The organism is Isosphaeraceae bacterium EP7 (assembly GCA_038400315.1).
In the GTDB taxonomy this organism is placed as follows: Bacteria; Planctomycetota; Planctomycetia; order Isosphaerales; family Isosphaeraceae; genus EP7.
Map to the genome: position 1 here is coordinate 3,241,380 of CP151667.1, position 22,816 is coordinate 3,264,195.

The 22,816-nt window shown below is 68.9% G+C and carries 13 protein-coding genes and 1 riboswitch; of the genes, 6 read left to right on the forward strand and 7 right to left on the reverse strand.

Annotated features, from left to right (window positions below):
• Window positions 1-158: 158 nt before the first annotated feature.
• Window positions 159-5,564 carry a beta strand repeat-containing protein gene (locus EP7_RS12505; protein ID WP_463528182.1) on the forward strand — a complete coding sequence of 1,802 codons (5,406 nt, stop codon included), beginning with the start codon at window positions 159-161 and terminating at the stop codon, window positions 5,562-5,564.
• Between the two features lie 125 nt (window positions 5,565-5,689).
• On the opposite strand, the gene EP7_RS12510 is transcribed toward EP7_RS12505, so the two are convergent.
• Window positions 5,690-6,631 carry an IS630 family transposase gene (locus tag EP7_RS12510; protein WP_463528183.1) on the reverse strand — a complete coding sequence of 314 codons (942 nt, stop codon included), beginning with the start codon at window positions 6,629-6,631 and terminating at the stop codon, window positions 5,690-5,692.
• A 129-nt stretch (window positions 6,632-6,760) separates the two neighbouring features.
• Between EP7_RS12510 and EP7_RS12515 the strand changes: the two genes are divergently transcribed.
• Window positions 6,761-7,303, forward strand: coding sequence for an NADPH-dependent FMN reductase (locus EP7_RS12515; RefSeq protein WP_463528184.1), 543 nt, complete (start codon window positions 6,761-6,763; stop codon window positions 7,301-7,303).
• A 16-nt stretch (window positions 7,304-7,319) separates the two neighbouring features.
• Here EP7_RS12515 and EP7_RS12520 read toward each other — a convergent pair whose 3' ends face one another.
• The 3 genes from EP7_RS12520 to EP7_RS12530 form a co-directional block, all read right to left on the reverse strand.
• Window positions 7,320-8,660, reverse strand: coding sequence for a hypothetical protein (locus EP7_RS12520; RefSeq protein ID WP_463528185.1), 1,341 nt, complete (start codon window positions 8,658-8,660; stop codon window positions 7,320-7,322).
• Between the two features lie 308 nt (window positions 8,661-8,968).
• Window positions 8,969-9,466, reverse strand: a complete 498-nt coding sequence (locus tag EP7_RS12525) for a hypothetical protein (RefSeq protein WP_463528186.1) — start codon at window positions 9,464-9,466, stop codon at window positions 8,969-8,971.
• Window positions 9,430-9,936: an RNA polymerase sigma factor gene (locus EP7_RS12530; RefSeq protein WP_463528187.1), complete on the reverse strand. Its 507-nt coding sequence runs from the start codon at window positions 9,934-9,936 to the stop codon at window positions 9,430-9,432. The genes EP7_RS12525 and EP7_RS12530 overlap by 37 nt, the downstream gene beginning before the upstream one ends.
• Window positions 9,937-10,133: 197 nt before the next feature.
• On the opposite strand from EP7_RS12530, the gene mscL reads away from it, so the two are divergent.
• On the forward strand, window positions 10,134-10,580 hold the full coding sequence (mscL, locus tag EP7_RS12535) for a large conductance mechanosensitive channel protein MscL (RefSeq protein ID WP_463528414.1): 447 nt from the start codon (window positions 10,134-10,136) through the stop codon (window positions 10,578-10,580).
• 155 nt (window positions 10,581-10,735) lie between these two features.
• Here mscL and EP7_RS12540 read toward each other — a convergent pair whose 3' ends face one another.
• Window positions 10,736-11,524 carry an L-type lectin-domain containing protein gene (locus EP7_RS12540; protein ID WP_463528188.1) on the reverse strand — a complete coding sequence of 263 codons (789 nt, stop codon included), beginning with the start codon at window positions 11,522-11,524 and terminating at the stop codon, window positions 10,736-10,738.
• A gap of 308 nt (window positions 11,525-11,832) precedes the next feature.
• Between EP7_RS12540 and EP7_RS12545 the strand changes: the two genes are divergently transcribed.
• On the forward strand, window positions 11,833-13,776 hold the full coding sequence (locus tag EP7_RS12545; protein WP_463528189.1) for a M14 family metallopeptidase: 1,944 nt from the start codon (window positions 11,833-11,835) through the stop codon (window positions 13,774-13,776).
• Between the two features lie 81 nt (window positions 13,777-13,857).
• On the opposite strand, the gene EP7_RS12550 is transcribed toward EP7_RS12545, so the two are convergent.
• On the reverse strand, window positions 13,858-14,718 hold the full coding sequence (locus tag EP7_RS12550) for a PEP-CTERM sorting domain-containing protein (protein ID WP_463528190.1): 861 nt from the start codon (window positions 14,716-14,718) through the stop codon (window positions 13,858-13,860).
• A gap of 507 nt (window positions 14,719-15,225) precedes the next feature.
• Window positions 15,226-15,433: riboswitch (cobalamin riboswitch) on the reverse strand.
• Window positions 15,434-15,914: 481 nt separating this feature from the next.
• On the opposite strand from EP7_RS12550, the gene EP7_RS12555 reads away from it, so the two are divergent.
• Entirely contained in the window at window positions 15,915-17,717 is a 1,803-nt protein-coding gene (locus tag EP7_RS12555; protein ID WP_463528191.1) for a M14 family metallopeptidase, read from the forward strand.
• A gap of 132 nt (window positions 17,718-17,849) precedes the next feature.
• Window positions 17,850-20,522: a serine/threonine-protein kinase gene (locus tag EP7_RS12560; protein WP_463528192.1), complete on the forward strand. Its 2,673-nt coding sequence runs from the start codon at window positions 17,850-17,852 to the stop codon at window positions 20,520-20,522.
• 21 nt (window positions 20,523-20,543) lie between these two features.
• Here the strand turns inward: EP7_RS12560 and EP7_RS12565 are convergent, their stop codons facing one another.
• Window positions 20,544-22,496, reverse strand: a complete 1,953-nt coding sequence (locus EP7_RS12565) for a hypothetical protein (protein ID WP_463528193.1) — start codon at window positions 22,494-22,496, stop codon at window positions 20,544-20,546.
• Window positions 22,497-22,816 lie beyond the last annotated feature (320 nt).

The following is a 22,816-nucleotide window of genomic DNA, read 5'->3' on the forward strand; positions in this document are numbered from 1 at the left end:
TCTAAGTTAGGCGTGGACGAACCTTGAGACCCTGATCTGCAATTCCGAGCCGGGTGACCGGTGTTCGGCTTTATTGAGATCGCCCCCGCGATGTTGGGGGGGACGACTCCTTTGTATTGATGCGCACCAGGCACGGCACCTCGACGGACTTTCCCCCCATGATGCGACTCTTCCTCGGCATGTTCGACGATCGCCAGACGCCCAGGCCCACCCGTCGGCGTCGCCGGGCCACGCCCACGGTCGGGTTCAGGCCTCATCATGAGACGCTGGAAGTCCGGATCACGCCGGCGACCGTCACCTGGACAGGCGCGGTCTCGACCCTCTGGAGCAATACGGCCAACTGGGACACCGCGGCGGTCCCGGTGGCGGGCGACGACCTGGTCTTCCCCTCGGGCACGGGCCGCCAGAACCTCACGAATGACCTCACTGCGGGGCTCTCGTTCAACTCGATCACGATCCACAACGTCTACACGCTCAGCGGGGCGGCCATCACCCTGGCCGGGGATCTGAACATCCCGAACGCCAACGGGGTGGCGTCGTACAACCTGCCGACCACCATGACCACCGGCGTGATCAACACCACCAGCGCGCTGGGGGGCGTGTCGCTCGGCGGGATCATCTCGGGCTCCGCGGGCATCACCAAGACCGGGCCGGGCATCCTTTACATCGGCGGGGACACCAGCAACACCTACACCGGGACGACGACGATCGTGTCCGGGCCCGCCGGGCTCACCAAGAGCGGGATGCCGGGTCAGACGGTCACGTCCATCAATGGTGACCTGGTCATCGGGGCCGGCGCCTCGCTCACCTCCTACTACAGCGACCAGATCGCCGATACGTCGACGATCACGATCGGCCTGGGCGGCACGCTGGCGTTCGACGACTTCGGCGGACAGGTCACGGAACAGGTCAAGTCGCTGTCGATGACCGGGGCCACCGTCGCGACGGGGACCGGGTCGCTCGCCTTGAATGACCGGATCGACGTGCTGGCCTCGGCGCAATCGTCGACGATCTCGGGCGCCCTGGCCATGATCAAGGTGACCCCCGAGATTGCCGTGGCCGACGGCGCGGCCGACGATGACCTGGTGATCTCGGCCTCCTTCTTCAACCCCAATGGGCCCGTGACCAAGACGGGGGTGGGCACCGAGCTGATCAGCTCGTCGAACACGACCTTCAACAACACGGTCGTCGCCGGCGGGACGCTGGCCATCAGCAACGGCGGGGCGCTCGGCGGTGTCAGCTCGACGGCGACGATCTGGACGGGTGCGACGCTCGACCTGCGGGGGACGATGACCGTCGCCCCGGCGGTGAGCACTTCCGCCTCGGGATCGGGGGCCGCGGCGAGGATCCTGGCTTCGTCGGGCAACACGAAGATGAACGGCAATTTCGGGCTGGGCGCGACGTTGAACTTCGAGGTGGCCGACGGCCTGAATCTACTACTCAGCGGCCAGAATGTCGCCGAGACAGTCCTTGGCGCCTCGGTGACCAAGACGGGGACCGGGCTGCTCTCTTATCAGGTGAACAGCACTTACACCGGCGGCACCACGATCGAGGCGGGCACGCTCCAGAGCAGGGGCAGCAGCGCGTTGAGCACGTCGGGGGTCGTCACCGTGGAGGGGGGCGCCACGCTCGACTTCTTCGACGCCGTCGGCATGAACATGGGCCTCGCCTCCATGGGCATCCCCTCGGGGGGCCTGAACCTCCAGGGGAGCGGCGTGGGGGGGACCGCCGGTGCCCTGTCGAAGTCGACCGGCATCGGCTCGATCATGCTGGTCGGCGGAGCGGTGAATCTGGTCGACGACGCGACGGTGCGTGTTGATGGGGGCGACCTCCGCTTCCAGCAGGCGACGACGGGGAGCAATGTGCTGACCAAGCAGGGAACCGGCATTCTCGCGTTCATGGTCGCGAACAACGGCCTGTCCAAGGCGGTGGTCGAGGAGGGATCGCTGTTCGTCCTCGACCTGAATACGTTTAACGTCGAGCTGAGCGGCGTGGGCAGCACGCTCGGCGGCTTCGGGTCGGTGGGCTTTGTCACCTCGGCGGGCGGCTCCATGGCCGCGGGTCTCGATATGGCCGGCGCCCTCGCCACGACCGGCCTGACGCTCGACGGTAGCTCCACCTTCGATGTCGACATCGACGGCAACGTGCCCGGCAACAGCGCCGGGATGAGCGGGTTCTATGACCAGACGACCGTCAACGGGGTGGTCAACCTGGGCGGGGCCACGCTCAACCTCAACGTGACGAACAACTACACGCCGACCTATGGCGGCACCCTGACGCTGATCGAAAACGACGGCGGCGACCTCGTCGTCGGCACCTTCGCCGGGCTGGCCGAGGGGAGCTCGATCACCGCGGGCGGCAAGAACTTCACCATCAGCTATCTGGGCGGGACCGGCAACGACGTCGTCTTGAACTGCATCCTCTCGACGACCACGTCGGTGACCAGCTCATCCAACCCGTCGAACAACGGGTCTGCGATCACGCTGTCGGCCTCGGTCTCGACCTCCTTCGGCATGGCCTCCGGCACGGTCACGTTCTTCGACGGCTCGACGCAGATCGGCAGCCCGGTGACGCTGGTCAGCGGAGCTGGCTCGATCGGCTACAGCCCGGGCGTTGGCGTGCATAACATCACGGCGGTCTATTCGGGCGATCTCTTCTTCTTCGGCAGCACCTCGACCAATCTGGTCCAGAACGTCAACGGCGAGGCGACCACGACGGCCCTGGCCGCGACGACGGCCACCGTCTTCGGCCAGTCGGCCACCTTCACCGCGTTCGTCACCTCGACGACCGCCGGGACGATCACCGGCACGGTGACGTTCTTCGCCGACGGCGTCTCCATGGGCAGCGGGACGGTCACCTCGGGCCAGGCCAGCATCAGCACCGCGTCGCTGGTCGTCGGCACTTACGCGATCACCGCCACCTACAACGGGGACTCCACCTACTCGGCGGGCAATACCGCGAGCAGCGTCTCGCAGTTGGTGAACCAGGCCAACACGAGCGTCTCCGTCGTCGTCTCGGCCAACCCGGCGGCGCCCTCCACCCCGGTGACGTTCACCGCGACGGTCTCGGCGACCTCCCCCGGCGCCGGCAGCCCGACCGGCCTCATGTCCTTCTTCGCCGGCTCGACGAATCTCGGCAGCGTCGCGATCGTGAACAACGTCGCCTCGCTCACCACGTCGCTTCTCACCCTGGGAAGCCACGCGATGACGATCTCTTACCTCGGCGACAGCAACTTCAACGCGTCTCCCATGAACACGTTCACGCAGGTGATCGCCAACACCGCGGCCACCACGACGATCCTGACCGCGACGTCGGCCACGGTCTACGGCCAGCAGGCGGTCATCACCGCGCAGGTGACCTCGGCGACCTCCGGCACCATCACCGGCACGATGACGTTCTACGCCGGCGGGGTCGTGATCGGCACCGGGCCGGTCATCATGGGCCAGACCAGCATCAGCACCGCGATTCTGGCCGCCGGCAGCCACACGATCACGGCCAGCTACAGCGGCGACGCCAACTACTCATCGGGCAGCACCGCGACGCCGGTGACGCAGCTGGTGAACAAGGCGAGCACCAATCTCTCGTTCGCTTCGTCGGCGAATCCCTCGCTTTTCGGCCAGTCGGTCACGTATACCGCCACCATCTCGGCGGTCTCCCCGGGATCGGGCATGCCGACGGGGACGGTGACGTTCTACTCCGACGGGGTCTCGATCGGCACGAACCTGGTCTCCTCGGGCAGCATCGCCACCCTGGTCGTGTCGAGCCTGGGGGTCGGCAGCCACGCGATCACCGCCTTGTACTCCGGCGACGGCAATTTCTCTTCATCCTCGACGGCCCAGGCGATCACCCAGGTCGTCACCGCGTCGGCCACCTCGACGATCTTGACCAGCAACCTGGCCTCGACCGTGTATGGCCAGCAGATCACCTTCAACGCCGCCGTCTCGGCGATCTCCCCGGGATCGGGCCTGGCCACGGGGACGGTGACGTTCTACTCCGACGGGGTCTCGATCGGCGCGGGGACGCTCTCCGCTGGGGTCGCGACGCTCCAGATCTCGACTCTGCCGGCCGGTTCGCACTCAATCACCGCGACGTATTCCGGCGACCCGTCGTTCTCCATGTCCTCCTCGGCCGGCCTCTCGCTGTCGGTGAGCCAGGTCGCCACGGGCGCGGTGCTCTCGCTGCAAGGGCCGACCGTCTCGGGCCAGTATGCCACCTACGTCGTCACCGTCGGCTCTGTGAGCGGGGCACCCATGCCCACCGGTAACGCGACGGTCACACTGGGGAGCACCGTCCTGGGCACGAGCCCGCTGGACAGCTCGGGCCTGGCTTACTTCGTGCTGGCCATCGCCGACGTCGGCAGCCTCAACCTGACCGGGCATTACCTGGGCGACGCCAACCACTCGCCCATCACCACCGCGGACCAGACGCAGGTTGTCTCGTTCGCATCGGCAAGCGTCGTCATCGTGGCCTCCTCCACGTCGGTAATCGGCCTGCCGGTCTCGTTCAGCGCCAACGTCAACGCGATCGCCCCGGGCGGCGGGACGATCGGAGGATCGGTCCTCTTCTACGACGGCAGCACGCCCATCGGAACCGGCAACGTGGTCAACGGCGTGGCGTCGTTCTCGGCGGTCCTTTCGCCCGGGCTGCACGCCATCGCGGCGGCCTTCCAGGGCGATGCCCACTTCGCCTACGCCGCGGCGGCCTCGCCCGCCCTGATCGACTCGGTCCTCGGGGCAACGACCACGACGCTGACGATGCCCGGAGCGTCGGCCAACGGCCAGACGATCACCTTCACGGCCACCGTGGCCGCCCCGGGCTACACCCCGGAAGGCACGGTGATGTTCTACGCCAACGGCACGCCGATCGGGCCGGGGACGCTGTCGGGCGGGGTGGCCACCTTCACCACCAACGGCCTTCCGGCGGCGAATTACGCCATCACCGCGGCCTTCCTGGGCTCGGCCAACTTCGCGGGGTCGACCTCGGCCGCGGGGACGCAGGTCATCAGCCAGGCAGGTGCAAATCTGACGATGACGCAGTCGGCGGCGTCGGTCAGCTTCGCTCAGCCGGTCACGTTCAGCGTGAACGTCGGGGCGGTCGCGCCCGGTGCGGGTGTCCCGACGGGGACGGTCACGTTCACCGAGAACGGAACCGTGGTCGCGGTCGTGAACTTGGTCAACGGGTCGGGCACGTTCGTGGCCTCGGCCCTCTCGGTCGGCACCCGCACGATCGTGGCCACCTACAGCGGCAACTCGTCCTTCATCGCGCTGAATACGGCCACCGCGACCGTGCAGGTGACCCAGTCCGCCACGATCACCACCGTGGCACCCGCCCCGACCGGGCCGGTTCTCACGGTCCGCGTGTCCTCTTCGCCGACCAGCCTGGCCATCCCGACCGGCAGCGTCTTCATCTTCCTGGACGGCGTGGTGCAGGGGATCGCGACACTCACCGGCGGCACGTACAGCTGGACGATTGACCCGCTCAAGCTCGCGAAGGGGCAGAAGTACACCGCGACGTACGGCGGCGACGTCAACTTCAAGTCCAGCAGCGGCAGCTACATCCACTGAGGCGGGGCTCCGCCCGAGCCGAGACAACCCGGGGCCCCACCTCGCGACACCCGTCGCGCGGCGGGGCCCTCTCGTTGCGCCTTGATGGGCGCGGCCAGGGTTGCCCGGTCAGCTAGAGCAGTTCCCTATTGAACGTGGCGATATCCCGAATGATGAAACCATCCAAGGATATTGGCCGCTTTGTCTGACCTCAGGCCGTCTCCCATCGCGCCGATCAGGTCGTCCACGCTCCTCGCCTCGGCCGATCGCAGGGACTCCTTGAGCTTGCTGAACATCGCCTCGATCGGGTTCAGGTCGGGGCTGTAGGCCGGCAGGTAGCGGACCTCGGCGCCGGCGGCGGCGACCAAGCGGGCCACCTCGGCAGTCTTGTGGCATGAGAGGTTGTCCATCACCACGATGTCACAGGGCCTGAGTGTCGGGGCCAGGCACTCGCCGATGTCGGCCTCGAAGCAGGCGCTGTTCGTCGCCCCGTCGAAGGCCAGGCAGGCCCCGATGCCGCCGAGGCGGACCGCCGCGGTCAGGGTGAGCACCTTCCAGTGGCCGTGCGGCACCGCCGCATCGACCCGCTTGCCGCGCGGGGACCGTGCGTACCGCCTGGTCATCGCGGTCGTCGCGCCGCTCTCGTCCAGAAAGACCAGGCGGGACGGGTCGACGCCGGTGAACTCGGCCCGCCAGGCCGCCCTGGCCTCCTTCAAGTCGGGCCGGTCCTGCTCGGCGGCCCGGGGCGACTTTTTTTTGCGCGTGATGCCCAGCCGTCTCAGCGCCCGGTCGGTGGCCGAGGTGCCGCAGGCCACGCCGGCGGCGGCCGCCAGCTGCCTGAGCGTGGCATCGGGATCGGCCGCGACGGCGTTGCAGAGCCGCTCGGCCGCCTCGCCGGAGAAGGCCGGGGCCCGGCCCCCGCCGTGCGGCCTCGGCGCGATCGAGCCGGTCTCCCGGCGCCTCTTGAGCAGCAGGCGGACCCAGGACTGGCTGACGGAGAATCGTTCGGCGACCTCGGCGCGCGTCTGAATCCCCTCATCGCAGGCGGCAATGACCCGCTCCCGCAGGTCCATCGAGTATGCCGCCATTCTCCGTGCCCTCCTATCACGGAGAATCGGAGAAAAGCACGCCACGTTCAATGGGGAACTGCTCTAGAATCTCGGGGGCGAGCCCGTCGACGGTCGGGCCGCCTGCCAGTCCGTGCGGGGAGTGCGTTCATGCGAGTCCTGGCCATCTCCGGCAGCCTCAGGGCCGCGTCGTCCAACTCGACGCTCATCCGTTCGCTGGCCGCGCTGGCGCCCGAAGGGATGGATGTCGTCATCTTCGATGGCCTGGCGGGCCTGCCCCACTTCAACCCCGACCACGACGAGGCCGAGCCACCGCCGGCCGTCGCCGCCTTCCGCGAACTTCTCGGTCAAAGCGACGCCCTTATCGTATGCAGCCCCGAGTATGCTCACGGCATCCCGGGCTCGCTGAAGAATGCCCTGGACTGGACCGTCGGCGGGGCGAGCCTGATGGACAAGCCGATCGCGATTATCAACGCCTCGCCCAATTCCGTCCATGTCCATGCCCAGCTCAGCCTGACCCTGGGCATGCTCGGCCGCCTTGTTGTCGAGGCCTCGCCCACGGTCCCGCTCGCCGGCAGGAAGCTCGACGAGGCCGGCATCATCGCCACCCCCGAGATCGCCGATCCGTTACGATTGGCGCTAATGGAGCTGGCCCGGGTCATTGGAGAACCCCGGGCCGGTTCCAGTTCGTGATCGACTGCCTCCCGGGTCATTTCCGTAACGTGATCTGATAGATCAACCCAGAGGCTTCCTGACCATTGGGCACGTGGCCGGACAGGGTGGCCGTGTCGCCATCCAATTGGTAAGCGAACGCCTTGCCCGAGTATGGATCGGTTGGGATGGGAACGACCGTCACTTCGTCGAGCGAGCCGGGCAGGCGACCCGACCGGCCGGCCTGGAGTCGCAGCGCCTCGACGACGCGAAGGGCCGCCACCTTGCGATCTAGCTTCGCATCGAATTCATGGGCGCTCCGAATGGAGGTGGTCATTGACGAGTAGATGAACCAGAACGGCCCGGACTTCTCCTCGAAGAGTCGGTCCTGCTTGTAAAATGGGCCGGCTTGGTCGAAGGGGAGATACGAAGACTTGATGTAATCATCCTTAAATTTTTGATAAGCAGCAGCGTAAGCCATTAGGATCAGCCGATCATCGGCCAACCCTTCGGCCGGAATGCCGGCCGTTTTGAGAACCTCTCGGGCCCGGGGAAGGGCGACTGTACGGAATCCGGCGGGAGTCTCCATCCTGGGATCGAGACCCTCGGGCTTGAGGCTCCCCTTGAGCGAGGTGAGGCGGGCGTGCAGGCGATCGAGCCGCTCCGACCACTCGACATCGGTGCGGGGCTGGTGCAGGTCGTTCAAACCAAGCATCCATTCGGCCATCTTGGCGTCATGCTCCACCCCCCTGCGGATGCCGATGAGAGGGCGGGGTAGGGCGGTCAGTGACCAGTAAAGGTTGGGGGCCCCGGGGATAGCGACGAGGTTGTCCACCTGGGCCAACGCCGAGGTACTATAAGAGATGCCAACGATTGCGTTGATGACGAACGGCCCCCGCGCGACGTGCCGGGCGAGGGCCAGGCCGGTCTCCACGGTTCGCACCGCGTCGATGGGCTTGCCTTCGAGGATCTCAACCCGAGCCTTGAGCGACAGAAGCCGTGCCCAGGTGCGCATCTCCTGGGCGTCGGGCAACAGGATATCCATTGCATTCGCCCGTTCTTCGGGCAGGGTATAGTTCCAGTCGCATGTCTCGCGCCGCGCCCCATAGGCGAGTTGGTCTAGGCGCTGCTGCCACGAGTCGATGAATTTACGGGCTTCCGCCGCCGGGAAGAGATTCGGCGGCAGTCCGGCCCAGGCGGGCAGCTTTTCATCCAGGTCTTTCTTCCCCTCGGGCCAAAGTTCGCATGAGAGGCGCAGATAGATCGGTGCTGCGTTGCCGGGGGTCAATTCTGACTCGATTGGCAGCAACCTGAATGCCAGCGCCGGGACCGGGGCCGGGCTGGGGCTCACTGTGAGCTTGATCGCTTCCGGGGCCGCGCCCATAGTGATCAGCGTCAAGGCCGACGTCAGGAAGGCAAGACTGATATGAAATCGTACGGATCGTCTCATAATGCTTCCTTGATTTTTTCTGGGATACCAGTGCGGACCGCGGACGTCCGCGTTCGCTCGGCGCGAGCACGCATCGGACGTCACGCATCGAGATCGATCGCCCGTGGGGTCGGGTCGGTCGGGGTGGCGTTCGCTCGATCGTCATGTCCCATGAGCAACGGGGGACGTGCGTTTGCGTCGTGAAATGGGGACGGGCACCTTCGCTCTGCTTCGAAGCCAGTCCCCATTTCCCTCTTCACCCTTGCGATAACACGTCTTCAGAGGTTGAGGGATTCGGCGGAATCGCGCACCTTCAAGGGTGCAGGCCTGCGCTCGGCGCGGCCGCCCGAGGGCAAGGTCGCTGAATTCGTCGGCCAGTCGTCGAGGCGTCCCGACTGTGCCCGGCGGCTCAGGGCTAGATAACTGTAAGGCGAGGCTTCCGGAGGCTTAGACGCCGCAACGACCAAGCCCGGAGGGGTGGGCTTGTCGGCCAACACCGTCGGAACGTGCTCGGAGAGGCGGGCGGCGAGGGTACGTTCAAGGCTCTGACGCTGGGTGTGCTCGCGGGCGAGGAGGCCGGACAGACCGACGACCAAAAATGCCAGTGTGGCCGTGGCGGTGAGCCAGCGGTTGCGTCCCTGGTCGCGGCCCGTGGCGCGGCCGGCTTCGAAGAGCATGCGGTCGCGGGTGAGGGCGGGCGCCTGGGGGTGCAAGCCTTCGAGCGGGCGTTCCAGGTGGCTCAGGTCGCGTTCGGGGTCGAAGTTTGAGGGTTCCATCGGCCGGCTAGCCTCTCGTTCAGGTGGGTCAGGCCGTTCTGATAACGTCTGTGTGCGGTGGCGACCGAGCAGCCCTGGAGTCGGGCGATCTCGTCGAATGTGAGGCCGCCCCAGAATCGGGCGACGAGGGCTTCGCGCTCGGGCGGGTCGAGGTCTTCCAGCAGCCGGGCGGCGGCCGAGGCGTCGATGCGGTCGTCGTCGGAAGCGAGCCAGGCCTCGGCGGACGAGGAGCGGGACTCGCGGGCCTTGCGGTTGCGGGCGCCCCGACCGGCGTTGATCGCGGCGTTTCGGACCACGCGGAAGAGCCAGGGGAGCACGCGATCGGGCAGGCCTCGGGCGCGTGCCAGGGTCACGAAGGCGTCCTGCACCACGTCCTCGGGGGTGCCGCACCACTGGCGGGCGTACAGGACGAGCGCGGGTCCGTGGCGGTCGAACAGGGCGCCGAGTGTTTCCGCGTCGATTGCCGCCATCCTCGCCTCGCCCGGGCCCGTGCCGCTCGTCTCCTGCAAGATTGACCCCGCGGGCGGGCCGATTTCTCGCGGGCTCCGAGAACTTTTCCGGCACGCCCTTGGCACGTCAATCGCTAGCAGGGCACGACTTCGGCGATCCATCGAGCCCAGGAGCCGCTCCCCCCGGGGGGACGAGACAAGGAGGAGCGATCGTGTCCATGCCCCACATTCATGCGGCGAAGCACGCCAAATCGATCTTCGAGGGGTTCAAGTCGTTCGCGTTCAAGGGGAACGTGATCGACCTGGCCGTCGGCGTCATCATCGGCGGGGCGTTCGGCAATATCGTCAAGTCGCTGGTCGACAATATCATCATGCCGACCGTGGGCGTGCTGCTGCCCGGCAAGCGAGGTTATGAGGACTGGTATCTGCCCGTACGCGATGCGCGGATTCCGTTCGGCAAGTTCCTCGGCGATGTCGTCAACTTCCTGATCGTCGCCTTCGCGCTCTATCTCTTCATCGTCAAATTCGTCGGCTGGATCATGGCCTTCCAGCAGCGGGAACAGGCCAAGGAGATCCCCGCTCTGACCAAGGACCAGCAGCTCCTCGAAGAGATCCGCGACCTGCTCAAGGAACGGGCCGGGACTTCTCCCGGAGGGGCGAGCTGAACGACTCGGCGGCGTCTTCGGGCCCGCCTTAGCCGACCGGCCCGCCCGTCAATCGAGCCCAGCTGCCAACGACAAACAAATCCATATTCTATTGTATTTATCGAAGATCCGCCATCGCCCCGGGGCGGTGCGGCTCATTGATGCGGTGCGGGCGCTCAGCGGGAGGCACTCGACCTCGATCGAGAGTAGCCGGCGAGGCCGGCCAGTCCCACGGCCAGGAGGGCCAGCGATCGGGGCTCGGGCACCACCGCGTTGGTGAACTGGAAGTCGGAGATCGACTGGATCGAGCTGGTCCCGCCCGACGAGCCGGTGAACCCCACGTAGGCCGTATTGGCGCCGAGGACCTTCGGCAAGTCGGTCACGTAGCTGGTCGAGTACGTCGCCAGGGTCTTCAGGTCAGTGAGGGTCTCCGAGAGCAGCTTTCCGTCATAGGTCAGGTCGACCCGGATCTTGTTGCCGCTGGAGATGTCCACCTTGCCGGTCGAGTTGTACTCGTAGGTCTGGCCATCGGTCCGGAAATTCGTCCCGATCGTATAGGCCTTGTAGATGTTCAGCTCGATCGCGGCGCTCGGCGCCATGTATCCGTAACCGAGTGCCCCGCCCATGCCGCCCAGCGCCTCGGCCCCGGCCTTGTCGTTCTGGAGGACGAAGGCGACGCCGTCGGAAAGCCTTGAGCCCGCGGCCTGATAGGTGAACGAGGCGCGAAACGTGCTGATGTCCTGGGTCGTCTTGGCGAACGCCGATCGCGCCTCGAACGAGCCGTCGTCGGTCAGGGTCAGAACGCCCTTCGAGACCGTCGCCCCGCCGTTGAGCGAATAGCCATCTTCGCTCTTGCCGAAGCCGATCAGGTCCGCCGACGCCGTCGAAGCCGACAGCAACCCCAGGGCGGCGATGAGGGCGCCCGGCACGAACGGCCGCGATGCAGGACGATCCATGAACAGCATGTCGAATCTCGCTTCAGCGTGAGTTGGGCGTGACGATCGGCGTCGATCGAATGGGCCGCCTGACGCGGCACGGGATGATTCCCGGGAACTCTAGGCTTTGGATGGGGCCCTGGAGCCGGCCGATCGTGTCGATTCCTGGCAACACTGAGGTGGCCCCCTCGAACGGTGAGGCCGATCGCGGAAGGCGATACACGCCTGGACGCCGGGCCGCGTGCCCTGCCCATGCCATTCTGGTAACCTGGGGTCTCGTTGCGGCGCGAGACTGGCGGCGCCGACCCGATTCGCGATGGTCATCCTGGGCCGCTGGCATGAAGCTCGACACAAGGTTCGCCCCCGCACTCAGGGGGTCGGCCCTCGCCCTGATCCTCGCGACCATGGGGCCCCAGGCCGCGCGGGCCCAGCAGGAAAGTCGGCCCGAGACGAAGCCTGCGCAAACCGATCCGGCGACACAGCCGCCGCCCCAGCTTCCGTCGCTCTTCCCCGCGGGCTATCTCGACGACGAGGGGCTCACCGCCGCGCTCCGGCGTGAGGCGACGGCCCACCCGCAGGTGGTCACGCTCAGCTCGCTGGCCCGGACCGGGCAGGGGCGGGACGTCTGGATGGTCCGGATCGGCCGGCCCGAGGACGCGGGCGCGGACGCCGGGGCTCCCAAGCCCGACCCGCGCGCCCGCCGCGTCGGGCCCAGGCCGGCCATCCTCATCGTCGCCAACCTGGAGGCCGACCACCTCGTCGGCTCGCAGGTCGCCCTGGGAATGATCCGCTCATTGGCGGCCGCCGACGGCCAGGACCAGGCCGTCACCCGGATGCTCGACCGCACCACGATCTACGTCGTCCCCAGGCTCAACCCCGACGGCGCAGAGCGCAACCTGGAGCTGCCCCGCGGCGACTTCCGCGCCAACCTGAGGGCGATGGACCGCGACCGCGACGGCCGGTCGAACGAGGACGGGCCCGACGACCTCAACGCCGACGGATTGCTGCTGAGGCTCCGCCTGAAGGACGCCAAGGCGACGCTCGTCGCCGACGAGAAGGACCCGCGCATCGTGCGCAAGGCCGACCCCGCCAAGGGGGAAGAGCCCATCTATTCGGAGCAATCCGAGGGGATCGACAACGACGACGACGGGCAGTCGAACGAGGACCCATCCGGGGGCGTGAACCTCAACCGGAACTGGCCGCACAACTGGACGGAATTCGACCCGGAGGCCGGCTTCAGCCCCGCCAGCGAGCCCGAGACCCTGGGCCTGATCCGGTTCGCCTTCGACCACCCCGAGATCGCCGCCGTCTGGTCGTTCTCGCTCAACGACAACCTGAAGGCCGAGCCCAAGAAGCCGGGCTCCGACCTGGACGACGCCGACTTACCCTACGTCGCCGAGCTCTCTCGCCTTTACAACAAGGCCCTGGGCGCCAAGGCCTCTGAGGTCACGGTCAACGCCCCCGCGCCCCCGCGCAATGGCGACGCCGCCAAGGCCGAGGCGACGAAGGCCGATGCCACCAAGCCCGCCACGGCCGCCGCGCCCAGGCCCCGGACCGCCCTGAACCTGGCCGCCGCCACCGGCACGCCCGCGCCTGGGGCCACCTCCGATGGTGCCCTGAGCGAGTGGGCCTATCACCAGTTCGGCGCCCTCGGCCTGTCGACCCGCCTCTGGTCGGTCCCGGACATCCCCGAGCCCGCCGCGGGGCAGGCCAAGCCGCCGTCCGACGGCGAGGCTCGCTGGCTCTACTGGAACGACAACGTCGCCGGCGGCCGCGCGTTCGTCCCGTTCGTCAAGCTGGACCACCCCACCTTGGGCGCCGTCGAGGTGGGGGGCTGGCGGCCAGGCGTCCGGCTCAATCCGCCGGCCGACCTCATCCCGGCGCTGGTCGAGGCGCACTCCACCTTCCTGGCCGACCTGGCCGCCCGGCTGCCCCGGCTGGAGTGGGTCGACGTCAAGGCCGAGCCCAAAGGTGGGGGGCTTGTCGAGGTCGTCGCCACGGTGCGCAACGCAGGCGACCTGCCCACCGCCACCGCCCAGGCGGCCAAGATCCGCAGGACCGAGCCGGTCCTCGTGCGGCTCGACCCCGCGGGCGCCACGATCCTTGCCGGCCGCCCCCTGGAACGGATCGACGTCCTCGCCGCATCGGGGGGCCGCAAGGAGCTGCGCTGGCTCCTGCTCCTGCCGGCCAATGCACCCCAGGGCGCGGAACCGCCGACCATCACGCTCGACGCCGCCGCGCCGCGGGCCGGCCGGGCACGGGCCAGCGTGCCGCTGCGTTAGAGACGAGAAGCCCCCCTCGACATCGTCGTCGAGGGGGGCACGCCGGGTCGCCCAGAGCCCGGCGCCTCGGGTCGTCGAGGGTCAGGCGAGGCGGGCGCGGGCCCGCCTCGCGGTGGCCAGGCCCATCAGGCCCAGCCCCGTCAGCATCGAGATCAGGGTCGCCGGCTCGGGCACCGCCGCGTGGATCACGCCCACGCCGCTGAGGTCGAATCCGCTCGACGCGAAGGGGGTCTTGAACGGGTCGTTGATCAGGTGCCCCTGCGAGTCGTACGACCCATAAGCCGGGTCGATCGAGCCTATCACGTCGGTGATGCGCACCTGGGTCACGAGGTTGATATCAAGCAGCGGCGAGAGGCCGGCCAGATCCTGGAGGTCGAAGCCCGTGCCGTAGCCACCGATGTATTTGCCGGCGAGGTTCGACAGATTCGAGGCGTCAAGCAGCGAGAATCCTCCGACCTGGGTGACCGTCTGGGTCAGTGAGATCGACGGGAACTCGAAGAAGTGCACTCCGTCAGACGACACCGAGACGAGGCCCAGCTCCAGCAACGCCATCCCGGCGCCCCCCGAGAGGAACCCGTTTTCGAAGACCGCGAAGTCGGCCCCCGCGCCGTTGGCGATCGCCCGGTCGAAGCCCAGCGTGATCGAGCCGCCGTCGCCCAGCGACACCAGATGCGACGACCCCGTGGCCGCGCCTAGGACATCGGTCGGCTTGCCAATCGACGCGAGCGGGCTGGACGGGTTGCTGATGTCCTGCGGCCCCCGCCTGAACGAGACGACCGACGAGGCCCAGCCGGTGATCAGGGGGCTGAGCGCCGAGATCGCGCCGGTCGAGCCCGGCTGCCCAACCTGCGGGTCGAATGGCCCCGCCAGCGCCTCGGGGGCGTTTGAAACCAGGGCCAGGGCCAGCACACCGCGCCATCCGAACATCAACAAAATCCGCATGCGAACTCTCCAATTCATCTTCATCAATGGGGCGAAGGCGCGCCGCCCCCCGCCGATTGGCGCGGCGTCGCACGGCCACGCCCGGTGGGCGAAGGCGCACGCGGCCGCATCCCGCACGGGGAGCGACGCGATCGAGATTCCAGGCCGCGATCCGGGCCGCCTAGACCGGCCCGGGCACCCGACCACGCGGGAACGGCGAGCACGCATGGGACCGCGACCAACGCCGGGCGGCCGACGACGAGGCGTCGGGCACGTCCGGCCTTGCGGCGAACGTCGGGGACGGGCAGGGGCACCACGCGGCGGTGCGGGAGGGGCCGTGTCGTGCGGTCGGGGTCATGGGTGCGGGCTTTCTGCCGGGCCGGGCATCGAGGAGGTCGGGTCCGCTTCGACCCAAGCCCACGCGGAGCGTGCCCGCCCGGCGCATCATCGGGAATCGCCCCTTCAAAAGGGGGGTCGAAACCCGGATGCGCGTGCGCACCCGCCCGGTGGCTTGTCGGCCGAAGCACCGGAACAGTCACCCGACGGGCAGGTCTTCTGGCTCTCGGCTCATGACGGACCCCGGGCGGCCTTCCCGCCTTGCGGCAGTGGCCTTTGTGGATGCCCGGGAGCCTGGCCGATTACAGCGGCGGCCCCGCGACGGATTCTCACCGTCTTCCCTATTCTCCCCCGACCCGCCCGAAGGCACGCCGGGGGCACCCGTCGAGGCCCGGATTGCAACGCGCCCGGTGCCCGCCTGTCAACCCCCAGCCGAGGCCCCCGAGGCCCGTCGGGGGCCACATCAAGTGCACGGGGGCTTTTCCGACCGGAGCCCTTTGAAACCCACACAAATCCTTTCGCTTTCATTCGCACTCTCTCCGCGAATAAAATGAATAATGCGATCTCTCTCGCGAAAACCGTTGGCCTTACTCCCGCCGGTTGACGCATTTTCCAGGGAAGGGTCGGCCATCGACGTCGGACCAGGCATCCGGCCTTTATCGGTCCCCCTGTGAAGCGGAGGCTGTACTGTCCATGCCCGAAGGGGAGCGGGGGACATCCCCGCCATGCATGCCTCGAGCCTTCGAGACGCCGGGCACGCGGTCGAGTTGAACGCGGTGGGGGGTGGGTGTTTGCCGGGGGGCAAAGGGTCGGTAAGCTCGGTAGGGGCGGAGGGTCGTCGAGAATGTCACGGCGGCCGAAAATCGGGGGAGGCTCGCGGCATGCGGACGGCGTTCGGTCGACGGGGGCTGGGTCTCGGGCTGGGCGTCGCCGCCCTGGCGGCTGGCCTGACGCTGGCCTGCGCGAGGCCGTCCTCGGCCGCGGTCGAGCCGCCGTTCCCACCCCCCAAGGTGCCGCTGGCGTTCAACCGGCTGTATGACTACCCCGACCTGGTCGCCGCCATGCGCAAGCTGGCGGAGGGCCACCCCGACATCATCTCGATGTCCAGCCTGGGCAAGAGCGTCGAGGGGCGCGATCTCTGGTGCCTGACGATCAACAACCCGGCCACAGGCCCCGACCGCTCCAAGCCGGCCATGTACGTCGACGGCAACGTCCACGGCAATGAGGTCCAGGCCGCCGAGGCCTGCCTCTACCTGGCCTGGTACCTGGCCGAGAACCGGGGGCGCGTCGAGGAGCTGAGGCGGATCGTCGACGAGCGGGCCTTCTACATCGTGCCGACGGTCAACCCCGACGGCCGGGCCTACTGGTTCGGCGGCCCCAACACGACCCACAGCTCGCGCAGCGGCAAGACCCCCCGCGATGACGACGGCGACGGGCTGCTCGACGAGGACGGCTACGAGGACCTCGACGGCGACGGCCAGGTCACCCAGATGAGGCGCAAGGCCGCGCACGGCCGCTGGAAGGTCTCGGCCGCCGACCCACGCCTGATGGTCCCCGCGGGCCCCGGCGAGGACGGCCAGTATGAACTGCTGGGCACCGAGGGGAGGGACGACGACGGCGACGGCGAGGTCAACGAGGACCCCCCCGGCGGCTACGACATGAACCGCGACTGGCCGGCCGACTGGAGGCCCTCGCACGACCAGAGCGGGGCCGGCGACTTCCCGCTCTCGTGGCCCGAGACCCGCGCCCTGGCCGAGTTCATCCTGGCCAGGCCTAACATCGCCGGCGTCCAGTCGTTCCACAATGCCGGTGGGATGATCCTGCGCGGGCCAGGGCACCCCTCCAGGCAGCCCCAGTATCCGTCGGCCGACGACCGCGTGGCCGACCAGATCGGCCGGATGGGCGCCCGGATGCTGCCGTACTACCGCAACATGGTCATCCACCGCGACCTCTACCCGGTTCGAGGCGGGTTCATCAACTGGACCTACGAGCACCTGGGCATCTTCTCGTTCACCAACGAGCTCTGGAACAACGACCAGCTGATGCCCCGCGCCGAGCCCGCCCAGGCGCCGGGGAGCACCCTGGGCAGCGCCGTGGGGGCCGACGACGAGGACCGGCAGTTGCTGGCCAACGACCGCCTGCTCTTCGGCACCCAGTTCCGCCCCTGGAAGGCGGCCAGGCATCCGGTCTACGGCGAGATCGAGATCGGCGGATTCGTCAAGCAGTCGCAGCGCGTCCCGCCGCCGTTCATGATCGAGGAGATGTGCCACCGCAACGCCGCATTCGTGCTCTATCACGCCGACCAGATGCCCAGGCTGGAGTGGGACGGCGCGTCGGTGGCCCCGCTGGGGGGCGACGCTTTTAGCGTGACCGCCTCGGTGCGCAACACGCGGTCGATCCCCAGCGTGGCGCGCCAGGCCTCGCTGCGCAAGATCGGCCTGCCGGACACATTCGGCCTCTCGGGACCCGGGCTGACGGTCGTCGGCGGCGGCACCCTGGTCGACCGCGACACGGGGCGGGTCGAGCCCGCGGCACGCAACCCGGGCGTGCTCAGGCTGCCCGAGGGGATCGCCGGCGACTCGACGGCCCGGGTCCGCTGGTTCGTCCGCGGCCGGGGCGAGGCCACGCTCAGGTACGGCTCGCAGAAGGGGGGCAGCTTGACCAAGAAAATCGAAATCCGTTAATCTGACGCATCATAAATCGAACGATACGTCTCCCGAAACCGGGCCTTACCTGGGCTGCGGGCGGGATCTCCGAGTTCCTTCGGGGGCCTGACCGCGGAGGCGCGGCCGGCGGTATGCCTGAGAGGGCTTCCTTTGATCGATCCGCGTTCCACCCGATTCTGGAGACTGACGCTGCAGAGCGGCCTGCTCAGCGAGGCCGAGTTGCAGGCCTGCTACGGCGCGATCTCGCCCCACAAGCGGGCGGACGCCGAGGCCCTGGAGCGGCGGATTGCGAGGCAGGCGATCCTGGCTGGTCGGCTGACGCTCTGGCAGGCGCAGCAACTGCTCAACGGCCGCCCGACCCTGAAGATCGACCGCTTTATCCTGCTGGAGCTGCTGGGCCAGGGGGGGATGGGGCGGGTCTACCTGGCGCGCGACACGAGGCTCAAGCGCAAGGTGGCGCTGAAGCTGCTCTCGCCCGAGCGGATGAGCAGCCCGAGGGCCATCACCCGGTTCCGCCGCGAGGCCCGCGCCGGGGCCCAGCTCCAGCATGAGCACCTGGTCCGCGTCTTCGACGAGGGGGAGGCCGACGGCCGGCTCTTCCTCGTCATGGAGTACATCGAGGGGCGCAATGCCGGCCAGATCGTCGCCGACCTGGGACCCTTCTCCCCCAGCGTCGCGGCCAGGCTGGTGTTCCAGGTGGCCCTGGCCCTGGACCACGCACGGCTGCAAGGCCTGATCCATCGCGACGTCAACCCGTACAACATCCTGGTCACCCGCGACGGCAAGGCCAAACTGACCGACCTGGGCCTGGCGCTCGACCTGGCCGAGGAGGACCGTGTGACCCGCGACGGCGCCACCGTCGGCACGTTCGACTACATCTCGCCGGAGCAGGCCCGCCACTCGCACGCCGTCGACACCCGCAGCGACATCTACTCGCTGGGTTGCACCCTGTTCCACCTGATCACCGGGCGCGTGCCGTTCGCCGCTTCGAGCCTGGCCGAGAAGCTCTACGCCCACCAGGTCCTCTCTCCCGAGCCGCTCTCGAAGCTGGTGCCGGAAGTGCCCGAGGGGCTGGATGCCGTGGTCCGGCGGATGATGGAGAAGGATCCCGAGCGGCGGTATGCCACGCCGCACGACGTCGCCGAGGCGCTCGAGCCGTTCGCGCACGACGAGCGGACCCCCTTCCCGCACAGGACCCGATCGCGCCCCGCAACCCTCGACGACGCGGGGCCCCCGCCAACCTCGTCGGAGGGGGAGCTGGCCGTCAGCCTGGCGCAAAATACCGCGCGGGCCGAAGGCGGCGGGGCTGGCCCCTCACCGGCGACCGGAGCCTCCACGATCCGCGCCGTCCACCACGCCAGCGACATGGACCTCGCCGTCCTCCCCTTCGTCGACGTCGGGCCCGACGTCCCGCTGACCTACGGCATCGGGGGCTCGGCCAATGGCAGCCGGACCAGGATCAAGCCATTTCCGCTCCCCGGCGGCCGCCGGTTCTCGCCGAGGATGCTCGCGGGGGGGGCCCTGGCGCTGGTCGGCATCGTGCTGGTCGCCCTGCTCATCCGCCAGTTGATCCCCACTCCGGCCCCCGTCACGACCACGAAGGGGACGATTCCGGGGACAAGCAACGGTACCGGGGGGGCGCCGCGGCCGCAGCCACAGCCGGTCCCGCCGGCCGGTCCCGCCGGGATCGTGGTCCGCTGGGCCGAGGGGCCCGATCAACACGAGACGGCCCACGTCAACCTGCACGAGGCCATGGCCGACGCCGCCAGGAACCGGGGCGAGGTGATCCTGCGCGAGGGCAAGGCGCTGGAAGTCCTGGTCGGGGTCGAGCAGACGCTGACCCCCGCCGGGAACATCACGATCCGCGCCGAGCAGGGCCACCATCCCACCCTGATCCTCAGGATCGAGGGGACGGCGCCGTTCCTCCGGACGAGGCCCGAGACGCGTCTGAAGCTCGTCGGCCTGACGATCCAGGCGGTCGTCGCCCCCCAGGCCACCCCCAAGGCGCTGATCATCGCGCAGGGCGACCTGGAGCTGGAACGCTGCTCGATGGTCGCCTCGCGGTCCCCCCGCGGCTTCGCCGCGATCTGGGCCGAGGGGATGTCCAACCGGGTCGTCGGCTGCTTCTTCCACGGGTTCGACCAGCCGGTGCGGCTCAGCGCGAGGCCCGGTTCGCGGGCCGTGCTTTCGCAGTCGATTCTCATCGCCCCCGATCCCGACCGGCGCGAGGCGTCGACCGAGTCGGGCTGGGCCGTCCGCGTCTTCTACGAGCCCCGCGGGGGGAACGATCCCGCCGCGGCCCCCAAGCCCGCGGACAAGGCCAAGGAGCCGCCCCGCGGCGCCAGGCTGGCGCTGGACCACTGCACGTTCGTCGGCCGGGGGCTGCTCGATCTGAGCCGGTTCGGCCCCGATGCCCCGCTCGCGGTCGAGGCCGACAGCCTGGCGATCAAAGCCCGCTCGCTGCTCGCCTGGCGTGCCCCGGTCGGCGGCCAGGGGCCCGCCGCCGCGGCGGCAACCCCGCCCTTCGCCCAGGGGCTGACCTGGACCGGCCGGGACAACGCCTACAGCCTTCCCGAGGGATCGCCCTGGGTCGAGCACGACCCCGGCGACCCCAGGGTTGCCAGCGCCCCCGCCACCCTGGCCGCCTGGGCCGCGGGCCTGGCCCCGGGCAGCGACTCGGCCGGCCGCCTCACGACCCTCGCCTTCCAGTCCCCGGCCGCATTGGTCGCCGCCGACGACGTCGAGTCCAGGCTCTACGCCCTCACCCCCGAATCCGCCGGGACACCGCCCGCCGGCGCAAACCCCGCCGACGTCGGACCGTGACCATCGGCAAACACAAGAAAATCAACAAATGCTTCTAATAATGATATCGACCGAAGCCCGAACGTCCAGATCATAAGACAGATGGAATTTCTCGCCAAATCCTGCCGCAGGTGATGTTGCTCGAACACCGGGCGGTGCCCGGGCGCCGACTGGGGGCGCCCGGGTCGGGCAGTTTCGACGCGGACGGCCCAGGCGACGCACCTTGCCGCGGCTTGCGGCAGGGTGCTGGGGCGGTCGCGGGGGGACGTGGCGACCGGGCGGGCACATGGCCCGCGCGGCTCCCGAACGTCCCGCGAACTCCCTTCGCGGACGGGCATCCGGGGCGAAATTGGGGCGGTCATGCCAGGAGGGCACGCGGCCCGTCGGCGACAACGCCCGCCGGACGGCCGGCGTGCGAGATGGCCAGCTCGGCGCGACTTCGGCGGCATACGGATCGACATCATCGAATCGTTCCTCGGCGAGGAGGGCCGTCCCGGGGGCATCCGGCGCGTTGCCGTTATCCCCTTCGGCGCGGACGCCCGGCCCGTCTACGTCGTCCGTCGCGAGGAAATCGGGCTCATGATCGTCCTCTTCCTCGGCCCAGGCATCCGGCGCGTTGCCGTTATCCTGGACCTCGGTCGAGTCCGCCACGAAATCCCGATCTCCCCACGCACGGGCGTCCGGCGACTGGCCGTCGTCCTGCGCAGCGTCTCCACAACCGAGGTCGGACTCGACCCCGTCTTCCGTCGTCGCCGAGGCCGCGTCGTGGGCGTCCCACGCACACAGGTCCTCGGGCAAGGCAAGGTCGCACTCCGGGCCGTCGGACACGGCCTGGGCGGACAAACCACAATCCGCAGTCGGAGCCCCCGCGTCGACTGGCTCGTCGACCGAAGCCCGATCATCGTCCGGTCCCTGCATGGCGTCGCCGACATGGTCGGCGTGCCAGGCGGCCGGCATCGCGCCGTCGTCGAGCCCAGCCGCAAGCCCGAGGGCCACGGCCGGAGTCGCGTCGGCAAACAAGGGGATCGCATCGTCGTCGGTGTCTGCCAGGGACGTGAACGCCCCGGCTTCCACCCCTCCGTCGATCTCCGTCTCCATCGCGTCCGCGTCGCGGGGCGTGGAATGAGGTCCGTCGAACACGGACCCGATCTCGGGGCTGACCGCGGCGTCCTCGGGCTCGTCGTGCGTGGAGACAAACTCCTCGCCTTCGGGGCCTTCGGGCATCCCGGCCAGACCTTCGCTGGATTCGTCCTCGACGTCCCATCCCGGCGCCTCGGCGGCCCGTCCGGTCGGGAGTTCTCGAGCGTCCTCGGGCCGCGCGTCGCCTTCGAGCACCAGGCCCTCGGGGTCGGCGAGCTCGGGTTCGCCCTCGCAGGGGAAGAGCAGCCCATCAGCCACGTCGGCATCGGCGTCGGCGTATTCGTCGAGTTCCAGCCCCCAGGAGGGGCCTTCGCCTTCGGAGTCCGCCGTGCCTGCGCCTTCGGGGTCGGTCGTCGGCAGGATCGGGGGCGGGATGGGGCCGCCGGCCTCGGCCCTGACGAACTTGCCGGGCGCAACCTGTATCCAGGTCGGCTCGGCCGTCGGCGTGGCCTTGGTCTTCGACTTGTTCCGCCCGCGTCCCCTGCCTTGGCCCGGGTTGGCCCCGTTGCCGCCGTCGCTTCCGCCTCGTCTAGACTTCGGCGGGGCCGCCGTCGCGGTCATCGTGCTCGTCTCGGTCGCGGCCTGGACCTGGCCGGGAGGGGCCTCGCTGGGGCCGTCGGCCCGGCCGAAGCCGGGCGTCTCGGCCGTTCGAGAGGCTTCCTCCGCAGGGACCTGCTTCGGCCCGGAAGGCTCGAGTCCACCGACCGCACCGGCGAGGCCACTTCGCCCGGCCCGTCCACCAGGGACGAACAGGATGAGGGCCATCAAGCCGAGATAGGGCGGGACGAGCCAAACCGAGACCGAGGCCACCGCAAGGCTGGTCGACGGCACCAGCAACGCAAGCGCCCAGGGCAACGGCCTCCGCCAGGGTGGCGGCTTCCGTGCCTCGGTGCCTTCGTGCCAATCCGCCGGTCCGTCCTTCGGTCCGGGGCCATTTTCCGCGACATCGATCCGCACGCAGACTCGCTCCGATCGGTCCCCGACGCGGCCCAGGCGAAGGCCTGGTGGCGGCGGGCGAGATCATCCGAGTAACGACCGGGCCATCCGGCCCGATCCTCCCCTGCGTTTCTATCGGACGACCCGGCAAGCCGCCCGCAACTTTCGACCGGAGGGCACCTACAATCGGACGCAAATATTTACCAATGAACGACTTCAGATCAAGATACCGCCCCAAG

Excerpts from the sequence above, each read along its gene's own strand:
- EP7_RS12530 (WP_463528187.1), bottom strand. The coding sequence starts at position 9,936 with ATGGCGGCAATCGACGCGGAAACACTCGGCGCCCTGTTCGACCGCCAC.
- EP7_RS12525 (WP_463528186.1), bottom strand. The coding sequence starts at position 9,466 with ATGGAACCCTCAAACTTCGACCCCGAACGCGACCTGAGCCACCTGGAA.
- EP7_RS12545 (WP_463528189.1), top strand. The coding sequence starts at position 11,833 with ATGAAGCTCGACACAAGGTTCGCCCCCGCACTCAGGGGGTCGGCCCTC.
- mscL (WP_463528414.1), top strand. The coding sequence starts at position 10,134 with ATGCCCCACATTCATGCGGCGAAGCACGCCAAATCGATCTTCGAGGGG.
- EP7_RS12550 (WP_463528190.1), bottom strand. The coding sequence starts at position 14,718 with ATGCGGATTTTGTTGATGTTCGGATGGCGCGGTGTGCTGGCCCTGGCC.
- EP7_RS12540 (WP_463528188.1), bottom strand. The coding sequence starts at position 11,524 with ATGCTGTTCATGGATCGTCCTGCATCGCGGCCGTTCGTGCCGGGCGCC.
- EP7_RS12510 (WP_463528183.1), bottom strand. The coding sequence starts at position 6,631 with ATGGCGGCATACTCGATGGACCTGCGGGAGCGGGTCATTGCCGCCTGC.
- EP7_RS12555 (WP_463528191.1), top strand. The coding sequence starts at position 15,915 with ATGCGGACGGCGTTCGGTCGACGGGGGCTGGGTCTCGGGCTGGGCGTC.
- EP7_RS12515 (WP_463528184.1), top strand. The coding sequence starts at position 6,761 with ATGCGAGTCCTGGCCATCTCCGGCAGCCTCAGGGCCGCGTCGTCCAAC.
- EP7_RS12505 (WP_463528182.1), top strand. The coding sequence starts at position 159 with ATGATGCGACTCTTCCTCGGCATGTTCGACGATCGCCAGACGCCCAGG.